The organism is Nocardioides sp. Root122, assembly GCF_001425025.1.
Taxonomy (GTDB): domain Bacteria; phylum Actinomycetota; class Actinomycetes; order Propionibacteriales; family Nocardioidaceae; genus Nocardioides.
The window spans coordinates 485,973-508,992 of record NZ_LMDE01000011.1; the positions used below are offsets into that span (position 1 = coordinate 485,973).

The following is a 23,020-nucleotide window of genomic DNA, read 5'->3' on the forward strand; positions in this document are numbered from 1 at the left end:
CTCCGGCGCCGGGTAGCGTCTGCCCGTGCCCACCCCAGCCCGGTCCTCCACGATCCTCTCCGCGCGCGACCTGCAGTTCATGCTCTTCGAGTGGCTGGACGTGGAGCGGCTCAGCGAGCGGCCGCGCTTCGCCGACCACGACCGCGACTCCTACGAGGCGCTCCTGGCGCTGTGCGAGGAGCTCGCCACCGACCGGTTCGCGCCGCACTACCGCCGCAGCGACGCCGAGGAGCCGACCTTCGACGGGGAGAAGGTGCACCTGATCCCGGAGATCGCGACGGCGCTCGAGGCGTTCGCGAAGGCCGACCTCCTCACGCTCACCCTCGACGAGGACAGGGGCGGCCACCAGGTCCCGCACGTCGTCGCCGCGGCCTGCATGGCGTGGTTCACCGCCGCCAACATCGGGACCGCGGCGTACTCCTTCCTCACCATGGCCAACGCGGCGCTGCTGCTCGAGCACGGGACGCCCGACCAAGTCGACCGCTACGCGAAGCCGATGCTGGAGGGCCGCTTCTTCGGCACGATGACGCTGTCCGAGCCGCACGCCGGCTCCAGCCTGGGCGACGTGGTGACCCGCGCGGTGCCGGCCCACGACGGCACCTACCGCATCTTCGGCAACAAGATGTGGATCTCCGGCGGCGACCACGAGATGGGCGACAACATCGTCCACCTGGTGCTCGCCAAGCTCCCCGACGCCCCCGCCGGGACGCGCGGGATCTCGCTCTTCATCGTCCCCAAGCACCTGGTGGGCGAGGACGGCTCGATCGGGGAGCGCAACGACGTCGCGCTGGCGGGCATCAACCACAAGCTGGGCAGCCGCGGCACGGTCAACACGGCCCCGGTCTTCGGTGGCGGTGCGTTCACGCCGGGCGGTGCCCCGGGAGCGGTCGGCTACCTCGTCGGGGAGCCCCACCGCGGCCTGTCCTACATGTTCCACATGATGAACGCCGCCCGCCTCGGGGTGGGCATGTCCGCCACCACGACGGCCTACACCGCCTACCTCAAGTCGCTGGACTACGCCCGCTCCCGCCCCCAGGGGCGTCCGCTGACCGGTGCCGACCCGGCCGCACCGCAGGTGCCGATCATCGAGCATGCCGACGTGCGCCGGATGCTGCTGGCGCAGAAGTCCTACGTCGAGGGCGCGCTGGCGCTCAACCTCTACTGCTCGCGCCTGCTCGACCTGCAGGCCAGCGCGCACGACGACGACGAGCGCAGCGAGACCGGCCTGCTCCTCGACCTGCTCACGCCGATCGCCAAGTCCTGGCCGTCGCAGTGGGGCCAGGAGAGCAACAGCCTGGCCATCCAGGTCCTCGGCGGGTCCGGCTACACCCGTGACTACGACGTCGAGGCGCACTGGCGCGACCAGCGGCTCAACCCGATCCACGAAGGCACCCACGGCATCCAGGCGCTCGACCTGCTCGGCCGCAAGGTGCTCGGCAGCGGCGGCGCCTCGCTGCGCGTGCTCGCGGCGCGGATCGACCGGACCGTCGCGAAGGCGAACGCGCTCGGGGGTGAGGCGGCCGAGCACGGTGCGGCGCTCAAGGCCGCGGTCGACCGGCTGGGCGAGGTGACGATGACCCTCGCCGGGCTCGGCGACCCCGAGCGGACGATGGCCAACGCGACCGTCTACCTCGAGGCCGCCGGCCACGTCGTCGTCGCGTGGATGTGGCTCGAGCAGCTCGTCGCGGTCGGGGAGCAGTGCAGCGACTTCCACGACGGCAAGCGCGCCGCCGCGCGGTTCTTCTTCCGCTGGGAGCTGCCCAAGGTGGGCCCCATGCTCGACCTGCTCGCCTCCGGTGACACCACCACGCTGGAGATGCGCGCGGACTGGTTCTAGGAAGCCGCCTCGACGAACGGCGTCAGCAGCCCCGGCGTGGCCCGGTCGGCCAGCGCGACGGCGACGTCGAGGCGTACGTCGCGCACCAGCACGCGCTCGTCGCCGGCCGCCGTCGTCGCGACCAGGTCGGTCAGACCGATGCGGCGCTGCCACCACGACTGCGCGAAGACCCAACCGATGATGCCGTCGGTCTCCAGGACCGTGCGGACCCGTGCGAGCTCGCCGCTGCCGGCGACGAGGTGCCGGTCGGTGAGCGTGTGCCCGAGGTGGCGGTACGCCGCCTCGCCCACGAGCGCGGCAACCACCAGCAGCGCGACGGCGAGGGCAGCGACCCACGCCCACGACACGTCGAACCACCACGCCGCGACCGCGGCGACGACCGCCATCACGAGCGCGCCGCGCAGCTGGCGGAACCACGCGCGGCGGCGCGCCCTCGGTCCGTGCTCGACGAGCGGGAACGTCAGGGGCCCTGAGCTCTCCAGCACGGCTCCGCCCACGCCGACAGCCACGTCGCGGGGGCACGGCGGGAGGACCTGGGTCACCCCGTCCTCGACGCCCGTGGCGAGCGTCGCGAGCTCGGCCCCACCGACGACGCGCAGGAGCGCGGGCTCGGTCAGCCGGACGCCGCGGACCTTGGCCTCCTCGACGGTGATCGAGCGGGTGGTGAACAGGCCGTGGGTCAGGTGAAGCGAGCCGTGCTCGCGCACCAGCAGGAAGTTCCACCACTGCACGACGTAGCCGCCGACCGCGACGACGACCCATGACACGAGCGCGCCGAGGGACAGCACAGCGACGACGGCGACGACCGCGAAACGGTTGACCCAGTGCCACACCGAGGTCGCGGTCTCCTCGTTCCAGATCGGCAGGTTGTCGGCGAACTGCGAGAAGACGCCGAGGGCGCCGGCGAGGATCACCAGGCGGCTGAGGCTGAAGGGTGCGAACCGCAGCCACGACCAGTCGATCCGGGCGAGGAGCACGGGCGCGGGCTGGGGGGTCGGGGGCAGGCCGTCGAGCGGCTCGGACGGATGGGTCGCGAGCGCCGGGTCGCCGGCCGGCTGGGTGGCGCGTCGGCGCAGCAGCGTCGTACGCAGTGCCTGGGCGTCGGCGGCCGCGAGGGCGTCGAGCGTGATGCGGTCGTCGTCGACGCCCGTGCCGACCTGCACCTTCTGGAGGCCGAGGACGCGGTGGAGCAGCGAGGCCTCGAGGTCGACGCTGCGGACGCGGTCGAGGGGTGCGGTCGAGGTGGTCTTGTTGAGCAGCCCGCTGCGCACCTGGATCTGCGCCTCGGTGAGGCGGTAGTGCGTGGTGAGCCACGGGATCGCACCGAGCGCGAGGGGCGCGAGGATCGCCAGCGGCAGGAAGTACGGCCACCAGCGCATGTCGCTCTGGCTCACGCCGACCAGTGCGACGACGACGGGCACGAGGGCCTGGCCGATGGCCTTGACGGGGTCGAGCAGCAGCTTGCGGGGGCTCAGCCGGACCCAGCCGTCGCCGGGGACGGGGATCACGTGGCGTCACCCTCCGTGACGGCCGTGATCGCGGTCAGCCGGGCGACGACCTCCCGGGCGACCTCGGCGTCGAGGCAGTCGATGGTGATCGGGCCGGCGGCCGAGGCAGTGGTCACGGTGATCGACGCGAGTCCGAACAGCCGCATCAGGGCGCCCTGCCGCGAGTCGACCGTCTGCACGCGGCTGATGGGAGCGATCCGGCTCTGCCGGCCGATCCATCCCTCCCGCGTGTGGACCGCGGTGTCGGAGACCTCCCAGCGGTGCACCCGGAACCGGATGCGCGGCATCACCAGCACGTGCACGACGGCCAGCACGCCGAGCAGCAGCACGACGAGCCCGACCCACCCCGGGGCGTCCGGGACCAGCACGTAGGCGAGGGTCGCGGCGATCACCAGGAGCGCGTCCCCGACGAGGGCCGACACCGTCCAGAACGGGATCGCCCGCGGCGAGACCTGATGGCCCGGCGCGCGCAGCACCGGCGTACCCCCGCTGTCACTCATGGGGCGAGTCTTGCAGGTGGGACCAGTGGTCCGGAGAGGTGCAACTTCGTGCAGTGCACACACCCGGCCCCGTGGGCCGGGCCCTGTCTCGTTTCGTCCGGGCGTCGGCGCCCGCCGTAGACTCCCCGCCCGTGGCTCTCACCATCGGCATCGTCGGACTCCCCAACGCGGGCAAGTCGACGCTCTTCAACGCCCTGACCAAGAACGACGTGCTCGCGGCGAACTACCCGTTCGCCACGATCGAGCCCAACGTGGGCGTCGTGGGCGTCCCCGACGAGCGCCTCCCGCAGCTCGCGTCGGTCTTCGAGTCCGCCAAGATCCTGCCGGCCACCGTGGAGTTCGTCGACATCGCCGGCATCGTCCGTGGCGCATCGCAGGGGGAGGGCCTGGGCAACAAGTTCCTCGCCCACATCCGCGAGTCCGCCGCGATCTGCCAGGTCACCCGCGTGTTCCGCGACGAGGACGTCACCCACGTCGACGGCGAGGTCAACCCCGCCAACGACATCTCGACGATCCAGACCGAGCTGATCTTCGCCGATCTCGAGACCGTCGAGAAGGCGATCGCGCGCCTGGAGAAGGAGTCGCGCAAGAGCAAGGACCTGGTCCCCAACCTCGACGCCGCGAAGGCCGCCAAGGACGCGCTCGAGGCCGGCACGCCGGTCATCGCCACCGACATCGACCGGTCGCTGCTGCGCGAGCTCTCGCTGCTGACGGCCAAGCCGTTCATCTACGTCTTCAACTGCGACGCCGACGAGCTCGCCGACGAGGCCCTCAAGGACAAGATGCGCGAGATCATCGCGCCCGCCGAGGCGATCTTCCTCGACGCCAAGTTCGAGGCCGACCTCGCCGAGATGGACGACGACGAGATGGCGCACGAGATGCTCGCCGAGATGGGGATCACCGAGTCCGGTCTCGACCAGCTCGCCCGCGTGGGCTTCGACACCCTCGGCCTGCAGACCTACCTGACCGCCGGCCCCAAGGAGACGCGGGCCTGGACCATCAGGAAGGGCGCCACCGCCCCCGAGGCCGCGGGAGTCATCCACACCGACTTCCAGAAGGGTTTCATCAAGGCCGAGGTCGTCTCATTCGACGACCTCCTCGCCGCCGGCTCCATGCTCAAGGCCCGCGAGGCCGGCAAGGTGCGCATGGAGGGCAAGGACTACGTCATGGCCGACGGCGACGTGGTGGAGTTCCGCTTCAACGTCTGAGCGGTCACTCCGCCGCGGCGACCGCGGCACGCAGCTCCTCGGCGGAGGCCCGCCGTGCGGTGTCGCCGCTCCAGGTGCCGTCCGAGCTGCCGTCGTAGGGCAGGCCGTAGGCCGGGGTGCCGGGCTGGAAGCGCCGGCCCTCGCGGAGCGGACCTGCGTCCACGACGTCGTACCCGATCGTGTCGAGCAGCGCGGTCGCTGCTGCCTTGGCCTCGGCGTCGTCGCCGGCGATGGCGAGCGCGCTGCGGTCCTGACTGCCTGCGGCTGCCTGGGGGCGGGCGAGCACGCCGAGGTGCTCGAAGAAGATGTTGTTGAAGACCTTCACGACGCGAGCCCCTGCAAGCGTGCGCGCGATCAGCTCGCTGGAGGTGGACGAGCCGTCGTCGAGCTCGGCGATCTGGCCGTCGCGCTGCGGGTAGTAGTTCCCGGTGTCGAGCACGACGCGACCCTCGAACGCGGTGACCGGCAGGTCGCCCAGCGCCTTGAGCGGGACGGTGAGCACGACGAGGTCGCCGGCCCGGGCGGCCTCCGCCGCGGTGGCGGCCCGGGCGCGCGGACCCAGGTCGGCGACCAGGTCGGCCAGGGTCTCCGGGCCACGGCTGTTGGCGATGACGACGTCGACTCCTGCGTCCACCGCGAGCCGTGCGACCGTGCTGCCTATGTGTCCTGCGCCGACGATTCCCAGAGTGGTCATGGTCGGCACAACGGCGTCATCGGCGCGCTTGTTCCGGCTGCCGCGTCTGGGCTGCGGCCCTGACCGGAGCATGGTGCAGGCAGTTCGCCGTGCGCCGGGGCGTGTCCACGCGGGCCGCGCCCTTGACCAGGGTCGAACTGCCTTCCGAGTGCATGCAGCGCGGGGCTACCGTGGGGTAACCAGCTCACCCCATCACGAGGACGACGACCATGCCGCACATGGATCCGCACCGGGTCGTGCTCCACGGCCACGAGCTCTCGTACGTCGACAGCGGCTCGGGTCCGGTCGTGCTCTTCATCCACGGCATCCTCGGGTCCAGAGGACAGTGGCGGGACCTCGTCGACCTCATCGACGACGATCACCGCGTGGTGGTCCCTGACCTCTTCGGACACGGTGACTCCGCGAAGCCGACGGGTGACTACTCGCTCAGCGCCCACGCCGCCACGCTGCGCGACCTGCTCGACCACCTCGGCGTGGAGCGGGTCACCCTCGTCGGGCACTCGCTCGGGGGCGGGATCGCGATGCAGTTCTACTACCTCTTCCCCGACCGGGTGGACCGTCTCGTCCTGGTGGCGAGCGGCGGTCTGGGGCGTGAGGTCAACCTGGTGCTGCGGTCGGCCACGCTGCCCGGGGCGCAGCAGGTGCTCGGCGTGATCGCCTCCGCCCCAGTGCTCCAGCGGGTGGAGGCGTTGGGTCGCGGAGCGCAGAAGGTGGGCTGGAAGCCGGGCGCCGACATCGGCGCGATCTGGCGCGGCTTCACCTCGTTGGGCGACCGCGACAGCCGCCGGGCGTTCCTCGCCACCACGCGAGCGGTGATCGACATCGGCGGCCAGAGCATCAGCGCCCACGACCACCTGCAAGCCGTGACGCCCCCGCCGACCCTCATCGTGTGGGGGTCCCGCGACCGGATGATCCCCGCCTGGCACGCGCTCAGCGCCCAACGCGCGGTGCCCGACTGCCGCGTGGAGCTGTTCGAGGGCGCCGGCCACTTCCCGCACCTCGACGACCCCGACCGCTTCGCCCGGGTGCTCCGCGAGTTCATGACCGGGCCCGACACCGGGCCCGCCGCGGTGGCCGAGGCCTGAGCGCCGGCGTTGCGGTCGCCCTCAGCGCGTACGCCACGCGTCCGCGAGGAGGGGAGGACCACCTGGGTGACGCAGGCACCCGCTGTGACCGGGCAGATCTCGTCGCGGTTGACGTCACCGACCCTCGCCAGGCGCAGGACGCGGCAGTCGGCGTCGTGGCCCGGGCCGAGGTGTTCTCACCACTGACGCTCGTGGAAGCTCGCCGTCGTGTGGGCGGGATCCCAGTACGGCGTGCAGCCGTAGCTGCGGTAGACGGCCGCGTAGTCGCACGGCTCGAGCGCTGCGCCGTCCTGGTGCTCGCCGTGGAGCACCGAGGCCTCGACGTGATGCAGGCGGACGTGGTCGCTGACGCGGGCGACTGCTTCCACGGGGACCAGCCGGAGGTGGGCCCCGAGACCGAGGACCCCTCCCGAGGCAACCACCAGCATGCGGGCGCGCCGGTGCTCCTCGTCGACCAGGATGTCGTCGACCTCGCCGACGCGATGCCCGCTCGAGTCGAGCACGACCAGCCCTCGCACGTCGTCGGCGTCGGTGGCGAGGTCGATCGCACCCTGTTCGAGGGCGACGAGGGGAGTGGGGGGAGTGGGGGGAGCGGAGGGAGTGGAGGGCTGGAGCGACGTCATGAGGACTCCTCTGGGCAGGCAGGCGAGCGAGGTCCCATCGTGCCCGGCGGGTGTGTCGGCCCGCGTCTGGCCGGTTTGCAGTTCCGTGACAATGCCGGGTGCGCGTCACCCTGAGGCGTCGGTTGACCGACGATGGGAGCATGGCGGCGATGGCTACCCGACTGCTCGTGCTCGAGGACGACGACGGACTCCGTGCGTCCCTGCGGTTGCTGCTCGAGGGCGACGGGTACGAGGTCGCGGAAGCCGCGGACGCCGAGCGTGCGCTCGAGCTCGTGCACGCGGCTCCTGTCCACCTCATGCTGGTGGACCTGATGCTCGGGGGCATGGACGGCTTCAGCTTCATCCGCCGCGTGCGGCCCACCACCGAGGCCCCCATCGTCGTGATCAGTGCCCGGGACGGAGTGGAGGACATCGTCTCGGCGCTCGAGGCAGGTGCCGACGACTACGTGACGAAGCCGTTCGACGTCCAGGAGGTACGAGCCCGGCTGCGCGCGCTGCTGCGCCGCCCGGTGCTGGTGGCCGGCGAGCCCGCGGGCGGGCACTCGTCGGACGGCGCGCCCCGCGACGACGAGGTCTTCGTGCTCGACCAGGAGGACGGGCCGCTGGTCTTCAACAGGGGCGCGGCGCAGCTGAGCCGCGGGCAGCACGAGATCCACCTGACCATGACGGAGTACCGCTTGTTGTCGGTGATGGCCGAGAACTCGGGTCTCGTGCTGTCGCGGTCCTCGCTGCTCGAGCACGTCTGGGAGGAGGGCTTCTTCGGCGACGAGCGCATCGTCGACGTGCACGTGCGCCGCCTTCGCAAGAAGCTGGAACGTGACCCGAGCGCCCCTCGCACGCTGGTGACGGTGCGCGGGCTCGGCTACCGGCTCGACACCCGTTGAGGGGGTGGCCGGCCCGGAGGGGGCTCCGGGCTTCGGTGACCCTGGTGTTCGCGTCGGGGGCCCTGGCGCTGTCCGCCTCCTTGTCGCTCGGCACCTACTTCTCCGCCCGGCACCTGCTGGTGGAGCAGCGGGAACGCACCGCGCTGCGCCAGGCGTTCACCGACGCCGCGCTGGTGCGTGACCGCCTCCTCACGCCGGGCAGCGAGGGCAGCGAGGTGCTGGGCTCGATCGCGCCGGCGACGGGCGCCGTGATGTACCTCCACCGCGGCGACACCTGGTACTCCTCCTCCCTCGACCGGCCGCGGCAGGACGTCACCGACGTCGTCGTCCGGACCGTGGACGCGGGATCGGCGGGCCTGGCCTGGACCGACCTGACCGACCCCCACGCGATCGTCGTCGGGGTTCCGCTGCCGGCCGTCGGCGCCTCCTACTACGAGGTGTCGGTGGCGGAGGAGCTGGCCGCCACGCTGCGGACGCTCGCGTGGGCACTCGTCGTCTGTGCGGCGCTCACGACCGCAGGGGGCGCACTGCTCGGACGGGCCGCGAGCAGGCGGGTGCTGCAGCCGCTCGGTGCGGTGGCCGGTGCCGCGGTGCAGGTGTCCGCAGGTGACCTGAAGACCCGTCTCGACGAGACCAGCGATCCCGACCTCGCCGTGCTGGTCGGCGCCTTCAACCACATGGTCGACGCGCTGCACGAGCGCATCGAGCGGGACGCGCGGTTCGCGGCGGACGTCAGCCACGAGCTCCGCACGCCGCTGACCACCCTGACGACCAGCCTGGGCGTGCTGCAGGGCGTGCCCGACCTGAGCGCAGGGGCCAGCAGTGCCGTGCAGCTCATGGCCACCGAGCTCGCCCGGTTCCGCCGTGCTCTCGAGGACCTGCTGATCCTGGGGCGTCTCGACGCCGGCGCGGGCGAGGGTGAGACCGTGACCGTCGGTGCCCGGGAGCTGGTGCGACAGGCCCTGCAGGCAAGCAGGCGCCCCCCGAACCTGCTCTCCACGGGCGAGGGCACGCACGAGCCGCCCGTCGACCCGCTCCTCGACGTCGACCGGCGTCAGCTGCTCCGGGCGCTGATCAACCTGTTCCAGAACGCCGACCTGCACGGCGGAGGGCTCACCGGGGTCGCGGTCGACGCCGTCGACGACCACGTCGAGATCCGGGTCCGGGACGAGGGTCCCGGGGTGCCCGCACAGGACCGGGAACGCATCTTCGAGCGCTTCGCGCGTGCTGGTGGTGCCAAGGAGGGGACCGGGAGCGGCCTGGGCCTGAGCATCGTCGCCCGGACGGCCGCCAACCACGGCGGCGACGTGTGGTGCTCGGACGTGCACGACCGGGGAGGCGCCGAGTTCGTGCTGCGCCTGCCACGAAGTGGCGCCAGTGGGACCGCCGGATGAGAGCCACGTCGGTCGGCACCGCCACGCCACGCCACTCGCGCGCCCGCGGCGCCGTCCTGGCGGGCACGGTCCTCCTCGTCGCCGGCTGTGGCCTCCCGGGCAGCGGCGAGGTCCGGCGGGTGGACCCGGAGTCCGTGCCGTACCGCCTGTTGGAGACCGAGACCGGAGCGCAACCCGGACAGGCGCAGGGGCCGGTGCCGGCACACACCCCCGTGGTGTTCTGGCTGACGGCCGACGACATGCTGGCGCCGGCGTCGGCGGACGTCGCGTGCTCCGATCCGACCGAGGAGGTCGTGGCGAGCATGCTGTCGGCCCTGGTGGCGTCGGAGCAGGACGACCGGGCCGCCGGGAGGTCGTCGGCCGTCCCGCCCTCCTCGCGCCTCGAGCTCCTCGGCGTCGCGAACGGCGTCGCGGTGGTGGATCTCGAGGCATCGAGCTCCCTGGCCGCCGACCGCCTGCCGCTTGCCGTGGGGCAGCTGGTCCTGACCCTCACCTCTGCGCCCGGCATCGACGTGGTCCGGGTGAGCACCGGCGGGTCCCTCGTCGAGATTCCGCTCCCCGGTGGGGCGCTGACGTCCCGGCCCGTGACGGCCGACGACTACGCGCCTCTCGTGCCGGGTCGCTACCTGGCGCGCGGCCGGTCCGACCGACTGGCGGAGGACATCGGCTGCCCGGAGAGTGCCAGCGGCGATCCCGGCTGACGACCTCCTCGGTCGAGGCGCCGGGCCGTCACTGCACCGGACCGGCGTCGACGATCATCCACAGCCCGGGCCCCTGGTCGACCCCCCACCGGACCGCCGTGGTGTCCATGATGTCGGCTGACGCACGAAGGGCCTCGTCGCGCACCTCGTCGGTCACTGCGGCGACAGGCCCGCGCCACTCCACCTCGACCCGCACGTGGTCGAGGTCCGCCCACTGCAGCCGGACGCAGACTCCGTGGGGATCGCGCCCGCCGTGGGGTGCCAGGGCGGCGCAGGTGAGGACGCACAGGTCCTCCACCGTCGCGGCAGGGAGCGCCCGGTCCTGCCCCCAGCGACGTACGAGCGCGGCCGCGTCCTCCTCCAGGTCCCGACCGGGGGGCAGGTCGAAGCGGGAGACGCCGAGTCCGTCGTCCACGAGGCGGGCTGCGGAGCCGGCGCGCGTCACGAGTCGGGTCCGTCCACGTCGAGGGTGGTGACCAGGCCTGCCCGCCGCAGCGTCGCGACACCCGCCCGGGACACGTGGCGCAGCCGCATCGGGACGCCACGACTCCGGCAGGCCACGCCGGTCCACAGCAGCGCGGCCACCGCTCCGGACGAGAGCCGCGTCATCCCCCCGAGGTCCACGACGAGCGCCCGCGGAGGGACGTCGAGCAGCGGGGGGAGACGTTCCTTGACGTCACCGAGCAGGTCCTCCGGGCGCGTGGGTCCCCACCTCACGACCACGTCGTCACGCCGTCCTGGGAGGCGGTGCGCCGGATCGGCGCCCAGCCCTCCGGGCACCGCGGGACCCGTCTCCTCATCCACCATGCGGGCAAGGGTGCCCCTGCCACATGACACTGGGCCGTACGGAGATGTGGCGGGTTGATGACAACCGCCCGACGACCCTCGGCCACTTCCGTCGGGGTCGTTGTCGCCAGCCGTGCGACGTGTCTTGATGGAGGGACAGAAGTTCTCGGCCCGCCACTCCAGGAGGCACGACATGATCACCATGACCTCACGAGCCCGTTCCGTCGTCCGCAGGGTGACCGGCCACCGCTCCCTGTCCGCGCGCTCGGGCCTGCGCATCGCGCGAGGTCAGTCCCCCGAGGGCCCCCTGCAGGTCGAGGCCACGCCCGGACCCGAGCCGCGCGACACGGTGCACGAGCGCGACGGTGCGCGGCTCTTCTTCGGCCCCGGAACGGCCTCGCGCCTGCGGGGACGCACCCTCGACGCAGTGACGGAGAAGACCGGTCGCGTGCGCTTCGTCCTCAAGACGCACCGGTGACCGCGTACAACCGGACGGTGCGTCGCGCGGCGATCATCGCCGCGGTCCGTCGACGCGCGCAGCAGGTGGAGAGGCGACACCTCCCGTCGATCCACCTGCTCAGGGTGGGCTGAGGCCGTCCGCCTCGTCGAACAGCTGTCGCAGGTCGTCGACGCGATCAGCGCAGCCCGCTGTCGGTCGGCTCGGGGTCGCGGTCGGCGTGCGGACCCGGGAGGCGGCCGGAGAGCTCCTCGAGCACGTGCGCGACGGCCGGACGGTGGATCGGGATCGCCGCGTCGTGCAGGTCGCGCAGCATCACCGCCAGCCGTCGCTGCACACGGTCCACGTCAGCCGCGCAGTGCGCGATCTCGTCGACGGCCAGGGCGATGAGGTCGCCGAGGTCGGGTTGCGGCACGTGCACCGCCAGCCGGCCGGTGCGGCCGACGCGCTGCCGGGGCTGGAGCGGCCGCGTCGCGAGCCGGCGGAGCAGGTCGTGGATGTGGTCGATGGCCTGCACGGCCGTGCTCGGGTCGTTGATCCCGGGGGAGAGGGCGCGCTCGGCGATGTCCACGAGCTGTCGGATCCCGAAGCCGACGTCCTCGTCGAGCACGCGCTCCTTGCCCTGGTGGACCGCCGACCGGAGCGTCCCGTCGTCCGGAGGCCGGGCGCCGTGCACCTCCAGGAGCGGTGCGCCCGCCGGCACGAACTCGCCGACAGCACGGAGCAGGCAGATCGTCACGTCGTGCTCCTCGGCCAGGCCGAGCAGCACCTGGTCGTCGACCTGCTGCACGACGCCCGGCGCGTCCGCAGGGACGCGGTGCCCGCGGGAGTCCGGCACAGGTTGCAGTGCGCGATGTTCAGCATCCTCCGGGTGCCGTCGTTCGAGCACCTCCCGGGTCTCCTCGCCGATCCGCGTCACGATGGTGGCCGCGCGGATCGACTGGGCGATGTGGTCGATGTAGACGAGGAACACCACCACGCTCGCGAGCACGAAGGCGAAGGCGACCGTGACCGAGACCTGCGGCACCACGGTCTCGGTCTGGGCGGTGCCGCGCACCGCCCGGAGCACGACCAGCGCATACACGAACGTGGCGACGAAGACCCCGAGCGCGATCTGGTTGACGGCGTCGCGGAGGAACGTGCGCAGCACGCGTGGGGAGAACTGGCTGCTCGTCAGCTGCAGCACCACGACGGTGATCGAGAACACCAGGCCGGTGAACGAGATCATCGAGGTGATGATCGCGGACAGCAGTGCCCGGGCTCCCTCGGGTCCGCCGGAGAAGAGGAACGGCACGTGCAGCGACGTGTCGAGCCGGTCGTCCAGGACCGTGAGTCCCAGGGCCAGGAGGGCGGAGAGCACCGCGAACAGGACGGGCACGACCCAGAACCTGTCCTGCAGGCGTCGCCAGGCGCGCGTCATGAGTGCCGCGAGGAGCCGACGGGGCTGGGGGCGTGCGGCCGTGCCAGCGGTGCGCGGACGGTCGTGACCTCGTGCGGAGCCCCGGTCATGGATCCGTCCTCTCGGAAGTCGGGTGCCTGTCACACCCGTGCTGCTGGGTCGGCGCGGCGCCGCAGGCGAGTCCACGGCTGCGCGCCCGTTGCCATCCTCGCTCGTCCCGGCCCGCCGAGGTGCGACGTCCTCGCGACACTTCGGCGACAAGGTCGTGACAGGCGTTGAACCCGCGGCCGGTGGGCTGGTTGCATCGACGGCCCCCGACGTGAATGTGGTGAACACCCATGGCAACCGACGACCAGTGGCAGTGGCTCTCGACGGTCGAGGAGACCATCAACTCCGCCTTCGACCCCGTCGCCAGCGCGGTGACGTCCGTGATCTTCTACGCCCCGACCGTCGGCGGGGTCACGTTCCCGCTGATCGTGCTGTGGCTGGTGGTCGCCGCGATCGTGTACACGATCCTGTTCAGAGGCATCCAGTTCGTCTCCTGGCGCACCAGCTTCGACCTCGTGCGGGGCAAGTTCTCCCGGGCGAGCGACCCCGGGGAGGTCACCCACTTCCAGGCGCTCTCGTCTGCGGTGTCGGGCACGGTCGGTCTGGGGAACATCGCCGGCGTCGGTGCCGCGGTCACGATCGGCGGGCCGGGAGCGACGTTGTGGATGATCGTCGCCGGGCTCTTCGGCATGTGCACGAAGTTCGTCGAGTGCACCCTCGGCGTGAAGTACCGCGAGGTGCACGAGGACGGTTCGGTCACCGGCGGACCCTTCCGCTACCTCCCGGTCGCCTTCGAGCGCTTCGGCAGCAGTGCGTCACGCACCCTGACGCTCGTCTTCGCCGTGGCGCTGTTCCTGTTCGGCGCGGTCGGCGGCAACATGTTCCAGGCCAACCAGACCTTCGCCCAGGCCCGCGAGGTGACCGGTGGTGACGACGGCTACCTCGGCTCGTCCGGCTCCGCGCTCATCTTCGGGCTGGTGCTCGCGTTCCTCGTGGGAGCCGTCATCATCGGGGGGATCAGCTCGATCGCGCAGGTGACGTCGCGGCTGGTTCCGGCGATGGGGCTCCTCTACCTCGGCACCTGCCTGCTGGTCATCGCCGGCAACATCGTCAACGTGCCCGCCGCGGTCGGGGAGATCGTCTCCGGTGCCTTCGCCCCGGAGGGGGTCGCCGGTGGTGCGATCGGCGTCCTCATCATCGGGTTCCAGCGCGCGGCCTTCTCCAACGAGGCCGGCGTGGGGTCGGCGCCGATCGCGCACTCCGCGGTCAAGACCAAGCACCCGGTGAGCGAGGGCTTCGTCGCCCTGCTCGAGCCCTTCATCGACACGGTCATCATCTGCACCCTGACCGCGCTCACGATCGTGATCGCGGATGCGCCCTACTACAGCGAGCAGCGCGACGTGGTGGCCAACGGCGGCCCGACACCCGATGGTGTGGTCGTCACCTCGCGTGCCTTCGAGACCTTCCTCCCGCAGTTCCCGGTCATCCTCGCGATCGCCGTGGCGCTCTTCGCGTTCTCGACCCTGATCACCTGGTCCTACTACACGATGAAGGCCTGGACCGAGATCTTCGGGCGCTCGAAGCGGAGCGAGACGACCTTCAAGGTCGTGTTCTGCTGCTTCACCGTCATCGGCAGCGTCATCACCTTCACCTCGGTGCTCGACTTCGCCGACTCCATGCTGTTCGTGTGCGCGATCATCAACCTGCTGGGCTGCTACATCCTGCTGCCCAAGGTGCGCGACGAGCTCCGGTCCTTCCGAGAGGGCCGGCGGGACGGCAGGATCACGGAGGTGCCGGTCGAGGAGCGCGCCACGACCTGAGTGGTCCGCGTCATCGTCCCGGGGCAGCACCGACAGGACGGCTGCCTGCGTCGGTGCCGACCGCCATCGGCCCTGCGAGCTGTGCATACGTGGTGACCGCCAGCGCCGATGCCAGCCCGATCCCGGCCATCACCACCCCCGCGTCGAGGAAGCCGTCCCAGCCGCCTCCCGGGCGGACCCCGACGGCGACCAGGCCGGCGACAGCCAGCACCACGCCGGTGGTGGCGAAGATCCGGTGGGGGCGCGCGGGTGCGATGCCGCGCATCCCTCCTCGCAGCAGGCTCCAGACGGCGAGCACGGCAGTACCCCACACCAGGGACACCAGCAGTGCGCCGATGATGTCCGAGGGTCGGTGCCAGCTCGCCACGAGCGTGGCGGCCGCGGTGACGGTGATCGCGCCCGAGCCGACGAGGGAGACCGTGGTGCGGGCTGCGTCGGGGGTGACGAGCAAGGCGGCGAACACCAGCGAGACGACGACGGTCGCATGGCCGCTGGGGAAGCTCTCGACGGTCAGGTAGCCGTGGTCGGGACGGTCGATCAGGGCCTTCATCGCCTGGGTCGTGACGTTGGCACCCAGGACCAGCGCGACAGCCGCGGCGGCCGCGGCGTACCGCTCGCGCACCACGGCGGTGCCCACCAGGACCAGCACGGCGACCGCGATCGAGCCCAGCGAGACGTTGCCCAGGACGCCCACCAGCCGCCGCGTCGTCGCCTCGTCGCCGGCCACGACGTCCATGCCCACCTGGTCCAGCGACTGCCCCAACCGCGTCTGCTGGCTCCGGTCACCCAGCCAGACGAGGGCGACCGTGCAGAGCAGGCCCACTCCGACGCACGCCGCCGTGCTCCTCCAGCGCCGCCAGTGCTCGGTCAACCGCTGCGGTCCTCCGAGGTCCGGGTGCATGCCGCCATCGTGGCACGCGGTGGTGTGCCCGCTGCGTGGTCCACGAGGTCAGCGACCCTCGCGCCGGGTCTCGGCCCTGGCGTCGGGCACGTCTTCGGCGGCCGGTCGGCGGGAGGACCCTCAGGGCGTACGCCACTCGTCCGCGAGGAGGGCGAAGACAAGCTGGGTGACCCACTCGCCCTTGAAGAACGCACCGTCGACGAACCGGGCCTCCTGGCGGAAGCCGAGGCGCCCGAGGAGGCGGGCGGAGGGGTCGTTGCCCTCCACCACGACGGCGACGATCCGGTGGAAGCCGAGGTCGTCGAAGCCGAGGCGCAGCATCGCGGTGGCGGCCTCGGCGGCGTACCCCTGTCCCTGCACGTCCCGAGCGAAGGCGAAACCGACCTCGCCCTGGCCGTCGGAGGCCCACTTGAGCAGGACCTCGCCGATGACGCGGCCTGTTGCCCGCAGCTCCACCGCGAGGACCAGCCACTGGCCGTGCGCCACCAGCTCGGTCTGGGTGAGCTTGACCCGCAGGGTCTCCTCGGTCGCCTCGCGGTCGCGGACCGGCCACGGGACGTAGCGCACCACCTCGGCGTCGCCGTGGAAGCGCGCGAGGTCGTCGAGGTCGTCCATCCGGTGCGGCCGCAGCACCAGCCGCTCGGTCTCGATCGGGAGGCCGAGCTCCAGGCCGCTCACAACGAGAAGTGTCCCGGTGCCAGGCTGCGCAGCACGCAGAACTCGTTGCCCTCGGGATCGGCGAGCACCGTCCAGGACTCCTCGCCGCTCTGCCCGATGTCGGCGCGGGTCGCCCCGAGGGCGAGGATCCGGTCGACCTCGTCCTCCTGCGGCACGTCGACGGGGGAGACGTCGAAGTGGATCCGGTTCTTGGCCACCTTGTCCTCCGGGACCTGCGCGAAGAACATCGTCGGCACGACCGGACCCGACCGGACCGCCTCGAGCAGCGCGGCGTCGTCGGGTGGCGACGCGGCGATCTCGATCAGGCCGGGCTCCTGGTGGATGACGACCCAGCCCAGGACGGCGCACCAGAAGGCGGAGAGCCGCTCGGGGTCGTGGCAGTCGACGGAGATCTCGGTCATCTGGGAGGCCATACGAGCGATCCAAGCACGCCCGGTCGCGCGGAGCGGCCCGTCCCGCCCGACGCCGCGCTACGGCGCGCCGGTGGCGTCCAGCGTGTCGGCGACCGCCGTGCCGATCGCGCCGTGGCGGACGAGGAAGGCGCGCTCGTCCAGCTTCTTGCGGCGCATCCACGTCGTCACCTCGGTGTTGCACTTGCTGGCGTTGCAGGACCGGCAGGCGGGGACGACGTTGGTCAGGGTGTAGCGGCCACCGCGCGAGATGGGCAGCAGGCAGTCCTTCTCCCACGGCCCGGTCGGCGAGCCGCAGTAGGCGCAGCCGGCCCAGGCCTCCTGGAGGGCCGCCCACTGGTCAGGGGTGAGGTCGTGCTCGACCGCCGCCATCCGTCGCCGCCGACGGCGTGCGTACGTCGCTGCCCGGCTGCGTGCTGCCATGGACGGAGCGTAGACCGGACGGCGGCCCTCGCGGTCCTACCGCGCGGCGTGCTCCCGGGCGATCGCCGCGCCGAGGCGCGCGTTGTGCTCGACGAGCGCGATGTTGGCCTTCAGCGACGCCCCGTCCGTGATCTCGACGATGCGACCGAGGAGGTACGGCGTCGCGTCCTTGCCGCGGATGCCGAGCCGGTCCATGTCGGCCAGGGCCTGGTCGATGATCGTGCCGATCTCGTCGGCTGGGATCTCGGCGGCCGCCGGGATCGGGTTGGCGACGACGACGCCGCCGTCGAGGCCGAGGTCCCACTTGGCCCGCATGAGCGATGCGACCTCGGCCGGGCTGTCGACGCGCATCGGGGCGGCGAAGCCGGACGAGCGCGAGAAGAACGACGGGAACTCGTCGGTGCCGTAGCCGAGCACCGGCACGCCGAGGGTCTCCAGCTTCTCGAGGGTCAGGCCGATGTCGAGGATGCTCTTCACGCCGGCGCAGACCACCGCGACCGACGTGGTCGACAGCTCGGTGAGGTCCGCCGACACGTCGTACGACGTCTCGGCGCCGCGGTGGACGCCGCCGAGGCCGCCGGTGACGAACACGCGGATCCCGGCCAGGGCCGCGAGGCGCATCGTCGACGCGACGGTCGTCGCGCCGTGCAGGCCGCGCGAGACGACGTAGGGCAGGTCGCGGATGGAGACCTTGATGACCGAGTCGTCGGAGGCGAGCAGCTCGAGGTCGTCGGCGGAGAGGCCGATGGTCGGCCGCCCGTGCAGCACCGCGATGGTGGCCGGGACCGCACCACCCTCGCGGACGATGCCCTCGACGGTGCGGGCCATCTCGACGTTCTGCGGGTAGGGCATGCCGTGGCTGATGATCGTGCTCTCCAGCGCGACGACCGGTTGTCCGGACGCCAGCGCGTCGCGCACCTCGTCAGTGATCGTCAGCATCGGTGACCTCTCTCGGAGTCGGGGGTGCGAAGGCGGCCATCGCCTCGGCCAGGTCGGGGCGGACGGTGTGGGGGCTCGTGATGGTCGCGGCCGCGGCGCGGTGGCCGTCGCGGGCGGCCTCGACCGGGTCGGCGCCGCGGAGCCAGGCGGCGATCCAGGCCGCGAGCATCGCGTCCCCGGCGCCCGTCACGTCGACGACCTCGACCGGGATCGCGGGCAGGTGGACAGTCGGGGCGTCCTCGCTGCAGACGTAGGACCCGCGGCCGCCCTCACGCATCCACACGTGGCGGACACCGCGGTCGTAGAGGTCGTGGACCGCGGCCCACGGGTCGCCCGGCCGTCCGACCAGTGCGCCGATCTCGTCCGAGTTGGGCGTCACGAGGAAGAGGTCCTGGACCTCGCCGCTCAGTCGTGCAGCCTTCGCGACGGAGACCGGCTCGAAGGCGACAGGGACGCCGGCCGCGGCGGCCGCGGCGCGCACCTTCGCCACCTGGGCCGCAGCGAGGTTGCCGTCGACCACGACGAGGGCGGCGTCGTCGAGGTGCAGGGTGTCGAGCTCGAGCGCGTCGACGACCGCCATGTCGGAGACCGCCGAGACGAGCTCGCCGCGGTCGTCGAGGACAGCGGTGTAGGTGCCGGTGCGGCCCGGCACACGACGTACGGATGACACGTCGGCGCCGCAGGCCGCGGTCACCCGCAGCGCCTCGTCGCCGAAGGCGTCGTCACCGACCGCCGACACCAGGCGCACCGGCGCGCCCAGCAGGCCGAGGCACGCGGCGATGTTGCGGCCGACGCCGCCGGGTGAGATCCGGGTGTGGCCGGGGTTGCTGGTCCCCGGCACCAGAGGCGCGGACGTGCGCGCGACGACGTCCATGTTCGTCCCACCGACGACCACCACCCACTGGTTCACGCGCAGATCCTGACAGAGCCCCGGTGCGCGCGTACGGTCGATGCATGATGTGGCTCGCGGGGGTCCTGGTGGTCGGCGTGGTGCTGTTCCTGCTCGATCGCCGGCAGAGCAGGCGCGAGCGGGAGGACCTCGCCCGGCCCGGCATCCCGGTCCGGCGCGCACAGCCCCGCCGCGGGGTGGGCCACCTCGGCGAGGCCCCGGCGGGGACCCACCACCGCCTCGGCGGCCGCCGCGCCGACGACTGAGGTCGGCTCAGATCTCGTCGTCGACGTACGACGGTCGCGCGACGCGCAGGCCGGCGAGGGTCAGCGGCACCGAGGTGAGGGCGAGCAGCACGATGACCAGCGACCAGCCGCCGGTGGCGTCGTGGATCAGCCCGACCACGAAGGGGCCGATCGCGGCCAGCGCGTAGCCGATCGGCTGCACGAAGCCCGAGAGCTGCGCGGTGACCGACGGGTGGCGGGTGCGCGCGGTGATCAGCGCGATCGCGGTGGGGAAGGCGAGGCCGGACAGGCCCAGCAGCAGGGCCCAGAGCCACGGCACCGTGGCGGGCGCGAGCAGCAGGCCGAGGTAGCCCAGGGCCAGGGACACGCCGAACGACACCATCCATGCGTGCAGTCCCTGACTGCGTGCGATGACGGTGGGCATGGCCAGGGCGCCGAGGATGCCGACACCGGAGAGCAGCGCCTGGAGCGCCCCCGCGGTGGAGGCGGACAGTCCGGCGTCGCGGTAGATCTGGGGCACCCAGCCGAACTGGACGTAGGCGTGCATCGACTGGACGCCGAACAGGACGGTCAGCGCGACGGCCGTCGGGGAGTGCGCGATGCGACCGCTCGGAGGCGCGTCGCCGCTGACGTCGTGCTCGGCGGGTGAGCGGCGTTCGTGCAGCGCGAGCCAGCCCCACAGCGGGAGCGCGACCAGGAGGAGCACGCCCCACATGCCGAGCCCGGTCCGCCACGAGTCGGTGGACTCGGTCACCGGTGCGGTCGCGAGCGCACCGATGGTGCCGCCGACGACGAGACCGGTGCCGTAGACGGTCATCAGCACCACGGCGTGCCCATGGGCCTTGACCCAGGCCGGGACCAGGACGTTGCCGACCGCCATGCCGGCCAGCGCGAGCACCGAGAGGAGGAGGAAGAGCGGGACGCTGTCGGTGGTCACCCGGAGCAGCAGGCCGACGGCCGCGGCCACGAGACCGATCGCGATGCCCGTGGTCATCCCGACGCGGCGTGCGAAGCCCACCGCGAGGGCACCGACGAGCCCGAAGCACAGGCCCGGCAGGCCGGTCATCGCGCCCGCGACGCCGGCACTCATGCCGAGCCCGTGGCGTACCTCCTCCAGCACCGGGCCGGGCGAGGACGCACCGGGTCGCAGGTTGACCGAGACGAGGACGACGGCCGCGAGCAGGATGCCGAACGGGAGAGCGGAGGAACGGGGGCGGGCATCAGCGTCGGGCACGTGCACCGACTCTAGGCAGCAGGAGCAGGAGCCCGAGGACGAGGGTGGCGACGACGACGAACGCGGTGGCGGTGCCCTGGCCGCTGGCCTGCCGCAGCACCATGCCGCCGACGAGCGCGCCGAGCCAGACGACGACACCCGAGCCGATGGCCGCGGGCGGCCTGCGGGTCAGGGTGAGCACGACCCAGGCGACCAGCGTGCCGACGAGGAACGGCCAGGCTGTGGTCCACCAGCCGCCGATCGTCAGCGAGCCGTAGTGGCTGAGCCGGCCGATGACGGCGAACAGGCCGACGAGGAGGAGATCGACCGCGAGCCACATGGACCCGACCCTAGAGTCACCGCATGCTCGCTCCTCGCGCGGTCTCGTACGTGCTGCTCGTGCTGGTCGCCGTCGTCCACCTCCTCGCCCAGCTCGTCGCCCCCGAGGGCGTCCTCGCCGAGGCCACCCAGCCGCTCCTGATGCCCGCGCTGGCCGCGGTCCTGGTCGTGGGGACACCTGCCCCGCGACCGGCGCTGGTGCGGGTCACCCTGGTCGCGCTGTTCTTCTCGTGGCTCGGCGACACGCTGCCGCGCCTGGTGTCGAGCGACACCGGGTTCCTGCTGATGATCGGCTGCTTCCTGCTCGCGCAGCTGGCGTACATCTGCGCCTTCTGGGGCTTCCGCACGGGCTCGGTGCTCGGCAGGCCGCTGCTGCTCGCGCCGTACGCCGTCGCGCTGGTCGCGCTCGTCGCGACGTGTCGCGCAGGTGCGGGCGGCCTGCTGCCGGCGGTCGTCGTGTACGGCACCGCGCTGGCGGCGATGGCCGTCCTGGCGACGGGCCTGGGCCGGGTCGCGGGGATCGGTGGCGCCGTGTTCATGCTGTCGGACGCCCTGATCGCGCTGCGCGCCTTCGCCGACGTCGACCTGCCGGCCCACTCGTTCTGGGTGATGCTCACCTACGTCGTGGGGCAGGGGTTGCTGGTGGTCGCCGTGCGCTCGCGGGCCGCCGACGCGGACTGCCGGGCGGGGCTAGTCTCGGTGGCATGACCTCGCTGTCCGCCGCGCCGGTCGCCCGCGAGGTGCGATCGAGCGTGCACTGGGGGGTGGCCCACGGCCTGCCCACCCTCTTCCTGCGCCGCGCCGCGGAGCGCGGCGACCTGCAGGCGCGGCTGATCCGGGTCGGCGCCCACGGCACCGAGGACGTGTTCGAGCTGATCGAGGAGATCCGGTCGCGCGGCCCGCTCTACCGCTCCCGCATCGGGTACGTCGCCACGAGCCACGCCGCCGTACGACAGCTGCTCACCAGCGACGACTTCCGCACCGGCCTGCCGACCAGCGACGGCCCACTCGGCAGGATCACGCGGTGGTCCGCCCCGCGGACCCTCCACCCGGTCGAGCCGCCGTCGCTGCTGGTCACCGAGCCGCCCGACCACACGCGCTACCGCAAGCTCGTGACCCGCGTGTTCACGATGCGCGCCGTGGAGAGGCTGCGCGGCCGGACCGAGGAGATCGCCGCCGACCTGCTCGACGCGCTCGAGCCACGCGCCTCGAGCCCCGTCGACCTCGTCGAGTCCTACTGCGCGCTGCTCCCCGTCACCGTCATCGCGGAGATCCTCGGCGTCCCGGAGGAGGAGCGCGCGCAGGTGCTGGACTTCGGCTCGGCCGCCGCGCCCAGCCTCGACCTCGGTCTCGGCTACCGCCGCTACCGCGCGGTGTCGCGGGCCCTGGAGCGGTTCGACACCTGGCTCAGCCGCCACCTCGACGACCTCCGCCGCGAGCCGGGGGACAACCTGCTCAGCGAGCTGGTGGCCGTGCGGGACGGGGGAGAGGGCCTCGACGAGTCCGAGCTCAAGGCGACCGCCGGCCTGGTGCTCGCGGCCGGGTTCGAGACCACCGTCAACCTGCTCGGCAACGGGATCGCGCTGCTGCACGACCACCCCGACGAGCGGGCCCGCGTGGTCGCCGACCCGTCGCTGTGGCCCAACGCGGTGGAGGAGGTGCTGCGCCTGGACCCGCCGGTGCTGCTGACCGCCCGGATGGCCGCCCGCGACACCGAGCTGGCCGGACAGCAGGTGCGCGCGGGGTCGATGGTCACCGCCATCCTCGGCGGCGCGAACCGCGACCCCGAGGTCTTCGCCGAGCCGCAGCGCTTCGACGTCGGCCGCGCCAACGCCCGCGACCACATCGCCTTCTCCTCCGGTCGCCACCACTGCCTCGGCGCGCAGCTGGCGCGGATGGAGGGCGACGTCGGCCTCCGGACCATCTGGGAGCGCTACCCGGACCTGCGCCTCGAGCCAGGCGCCCGACGGCGGGAGACCCGCATCCTGCGGGGCTTCGAGACGCTCCCCGCCACGCTTCGCCCCTGAGGCACCGAGGCG

The 23,020-nt window shown here is 72.5% G+C and carries 26 protein-coding genes; 11 read left to right on the plus strand and 15 right to left on the minus strand.

The genetic code is table 11. The annotated features are described in order from the left end of the window. The first annotated feature begins 25 nt into the window (after positions 1–25). Positions 26–1,837, plus strand: coding sequence for an acyl-CoA dehydrogenase (locus ASC64_RS15180; RefSeq protein WP_235563768.1), 1,812 nt, complete (start codon positions 26–28; stop codon positions 1,835–1,837). On the opposite strand, the gene ASC64_RS15185 is transcribed toward ASC64_RS15180, so the two are convergent. Then, positions 1,834–3,345 carry a PH domain-containing protein gene (locus ASC64_RS15185; RefSeq protein ID WP_056908344.1) on the minus strand — a complete coding sequence of 504 codons (1,512 nt, stop codon included), beginning with the start codon at positions 3,343–3,345 and terminating at the stop codon, positions 1,834–1,836. The genes ASC64_RS15180 and ASC64_RS15185 overlap by 4 nt on opposite strands. Beyond that, positions 3,342–3,845, minus strand: a complete 504-nt coding sequence (locus ASC64_RS15190) for a PH domain-containing protein (RefSeq protein ID WP_056908345.1) — start codon at positions 3,843–3,845, stop codon at positions 3,342–3,344. The genes ASC64_RS15185 and ASC64_RS15190 overlap by 4 nt, the downstream gene beginning before the upstream one ends. Positions 3,846–3,976: 131 nt before the next feature. Between ASC64_RS15190 and ychF the strand changes: the two genes are divergently transcribed. Next, the gene (ychF, locus tag ASC64_RS15195) at positions 3,977–5,053 is read left to right on the plus strand and encodes a redox-regulated ATPase YchF (RefSeq protein WP_056908346.1); all 1,077 of its coding nucleotides are present in this window, start codon (positions 3,977–3,979) and stop codon (positions 5,051–5,053) included. A gap of 4 nt (positions 5,054–5,057) precedes the next feature. Here ychF and ASC64_RS15200 read toward each other — a convergent pair whose 3' ends face one another. Next, complete coding sequence (locus ASC64_RS15200) at positions 5,058–5,747, minus strand: NADPH-dependent F420 reductase (RefSeq protein ID WP_056908451.1); 690 nt, start codon at positions 5,745–5,747, stop codon at positions 5,058–5,060. A gap of 218 nt (positions 5,748–5,965) precedes the next feature. Here ASC64_RS15200 and ASC64_RS15205 point away from each other — a divergent pair, with 218 nt between their 5' ends. Beyond that, positions 5,966–6,832, plus strand: coding sequence for an alpha/beta fold hydrolase (locus tag ASC64_RS15205; protein ID WP_056908347.1), 867 nt, complete (start codon positions 5,966–5,968; stop codon positions 6,830–6,832). A gap of 176 nt (positions 6,833–7,008) precedes the next feature. Here ASC64_RS15205 and ASC64_RS15210 read toward each other — a convergent pair whose 3' ends face one another. Next, entirely contained in the window at positions 7,009–7,455 is a 447-nt protein-coding gene (locus tag ASC64_RS15210) for a PRC-barrel domain-containing protein (protein ID WP_056908348.1), read from the minus strand. Positions 7,456–7,595: 140 nt separating this feature from the next. On the opposite strand from ASC64_RS15210, the gene ASC64_RS15215 reads away from it, so the two are divergent. From ASC64_RS15215 to ASC64_RS15225, 3 genes are read left to right on the plus strand one after another with little or no spacing between them, the layout of a single operon-like run. Continuing rightward, positions 7,596–8,339, plus strand: coding sequence for a response regulator transcription factor (locus tag ASC64_RS15215; protein WP_235563769.1), 744 nt, complete (start codon positions 7,596–7,598; stop codon positions 8,337–8,339). Positions 8,340–8,374: 35 nt separating this feature from the next. Next, a complete protein-coding gene (locus tag ASC64_RS15220; protein WP_056908349.1) occupies positions 8,375–9,733 on the plus strand; it encodes a sensor histidine kinase in 1,359 nt (452 codons plus the stop codon). Then, positions 9,730–10,434, plus strand: coding sequence for a GerMN domain-containing protein (locus ASC64_RS15225; RefSeq protein ID WP_056908350.1), 705 nt, complete (start codon positions 9,730–9,732; stop codon positions 10,432–10,434). Before ASC64_RS15220 ends, ASC64_RS15225 begins: the two co-directional genes overlap by 4 nt. 28 nt (positions 10,435–10,462) lie before the next feature. Here the strand turns inward: ASC64_RS15225 and ASC64_RS15230 are convergent, their stop codons facing one another. Both ASC64_RS15230 and ASC64_RS22375 read right to left on the minus strand, forming a co-directional pair. Next, the gene (locus ASC64_RS15230) at positions 10,463–10,879 is read right to left on the minus strand and encodes a hypothetical protein (RefSeq protein WP_056908351.1); all 417 of its coding nucleotides are present in this window, start codon (positions 10,877–10,879) and stop codon (positions 10,463–10,465) included. Then, positions 10,876–11,151 (minus strand): STAS domain-containing protein, encoded by a 276-nt coding sequence (locus ASC64_RS22375; protein WP_162245811.1) that lies wholly within the window; start codon positions 11,149–11,151, stop codon positions 10,876–10,878. Before ASC64_RS22375 ends, ASC64_RS15230 begins: the two co-directional genes overlap by 4 nt. Positions 11,152–11,413: 262 nt before the next feature. On the opposite strand from ASC64_RS22375, the gene ASC64_RS22380 reads away from it, so the two are divergent. Then, positions 11,414–11,698 (plus strand): hypothetical protein, encoded by a 285-nt coding sequence (locus tag ASC64_RS22380; protein WP_056908353.1) that lies wholly within the window; start codon positions 11,414–11,416, stop codon positions 11,696–11,698. 157 nt (positions 11,699–11,855) lie between these two features. Here the strand turns inward: ASC64_RS22380 and ASC64_RS15245 are convergent, their stop codons facing one another. Then, positions 11,856–13,097: a DUF2254 domain-containing protein gene (locus tag ASC64_RS15245; protein ID WP_056908354.1), complete on the minus strand. Its 1,242-nt coding sequence runs from the start codon at positions 13,095–13,097 to the stop codon at positions 11,856–11,858. Between the two features lie 317 nt (positions 13,098–13,414). Between ASC64_RS15245 and ASC64_RS15250 the strand changes: the two genes are divergently transcribed. After that, positions 13,415–14,944: an alanine/glycine:cation symporter family protein gene (locus ASC64_RS15250; protein ID WP_056908355.1), complete on the plus strand. Its 1,530-nt coding sequence runs from the start codon at positions 13,415–13,417 to the stop codon at positions 14,942–14,944. A 10-nt stretch (positions 14,945–14,954) separates the two neighbouring features. Here the strand turns inward: ASC64_RS15250 and ASC64_RS15255 are convergent, their stop codons facing one another. From ASC64_RS15255 to ASC64_RS15280, 6 genes are all read right to left on the minus strand, one after another. Further along, the gene (locus ASC64_RS15255) at positions 14,955–15,845 is read right to left on the minus strand and encodes a phosphatase PAP2 family protein (protein ID WP_156385225.1); all 891 of its coding nucleotides are present in this window, start codon (positions 15,843–15,845) and stop codon (positions 14,955–14,957) included. A 120-nt stretch (positions 15,846–15,965) separates the two neighbouring features. Beyond that, on the minus strand, positions 15,966–16,523 hold the full coding sequence (locus ASC64_RS15260) for a GNAT family N-acetyltransferase (RefSeq protein WP_056908357.1): 558 nt from the start codon (positions 16,521–16,523) through the stop codon (positions 15,966–15,968). Beyond that, complete coding sequence (locus ASC64_RS15265) at positions 16,520–16,936, minus strand: VOC family protein (protein ID WP_056908358.1); 417 nt, start codon at positions 16,934–16,936, stop codon at positions 16,520–16,522. Before ASC64_RS15265 ends, ASC64_RS15260 begins: the two co-directional genes overlap by 4 nt. Positions 16,937–16,993: 57 nt before the next feature. After that, positions 16,994–17,356 (minus strand): HNH endonuclease, encoded by a 363-nt coding sequence (locus ASC64_RS15270; RefSeq protein ID WP_056908359.1) that lies wholly within the window; start codon positions 17,354–17,356, stop codon positions 16,994–16,996. Positions 17,357–17,392: 36 nt separating this feature from the next. Further along, positions 17,393–18,295: a pseudouridine-5'-phosphate glycosidase gene (locus ASC64_RS15275; RefSeq protein WP_056908360.1), complete on the minus strand. Its 903-nt coding sequence runs from the start codon at positions 18,293–18,295 to the stop codon at positions 17,393–17,395. Beyond that, the gene (locus ASC64_RS15280) at positions 18,279–19,205 is read right to left on the minus strand and encodes a carbohydrate kinase family protein (RefSeq protein WP_235563770.1); all 927 of its coding nucleotides are present in this window, start codon (positions 19,203–19,205) and stop codon (positions 18,279–18,281) included. The genes ASC64_RS15275 and ASC64_RS15280 overlap by 17 nt, the downstream gene beginning before the upstream one ends. A gap of 44 nt (positions 19,206–19,249) precedes the next feature. Here ASC64_RS15280 and ASC64_RS15285 point away from each other — a divergent pair, with 44 nt between their 5' ends. Then, positions 19,250–19,450 (plus strand): hypothetical protein, encoded by a 201-nt coding sequence (locus tag ASC64_RS15285; protein WP_056908361.1) that lies wholly within the window; start codon positions 19,250–19,252, stop codon positions 19,448–19,450. 7 nt (positions 19,451–19,457) lie between these two features. Here the strand turns inward: ASC64_RS15285 and ASC64_RS15290 are convergent, their stop codons facing one another. Beyond that, a complete protein-coding gene (locus ASC64_RS15290) occupies positions 19,458–20,663 on the minus strand; it encodes an MFS transporter (protein ID WP_200937781.1) in 1,206 nt (401 codons plus the stop codon). Continuing rightward, positions 20,650–20,982: a DUF3054 domain-containing protein gene (locus ASC64_RS15295; protein ID WP_056908363.1), complete on the minus strand. Its 333-nt coding sequence runs from the start codon at positions 20,980–20,982 to the stop codon at positions 20,650–20,652. The genes ASC64_RS15290 and ASC64_RS15295 overlap by 14 nt, the downstream gene beginning before the upstream one ends. 23 nt (positions 20,983–21,005) lie before the next feature. Here ASC64_RS15295 and ASC64_RS15300 point away from each other — a divergent pair, with 23 nt between their 5' ends. After that, on the plus strand, positions 21,006–21,689 hold the full coding sequence (locus tag ASC64_RS15300) for a lysoplasmalogenase (RefSeq protein WP_056908364.1): 684 nt from the start codon (positions 21,006–21,008) through the stop codon (positions 21,687–21,689). Next, the gene (locus ASC64_RS15305; RefSeq protein ID WP_056908365.1) at positions 21,686–23,008 is read left to right on the plus strand and encodes a cytochrome P450; all 1,323 of its coding nucleotides are present in this window, start codon (positions 21,686–21,688) and stop codon (positions 23,006–23,008) included. Before ASC64_RS15300 ends, ASC64_RS15305 begins: the two co-directional genes overlap by 4 nt. The last annotated feature ends 12 nt before the right edge of the window (positions 23,009–23,020 follow it).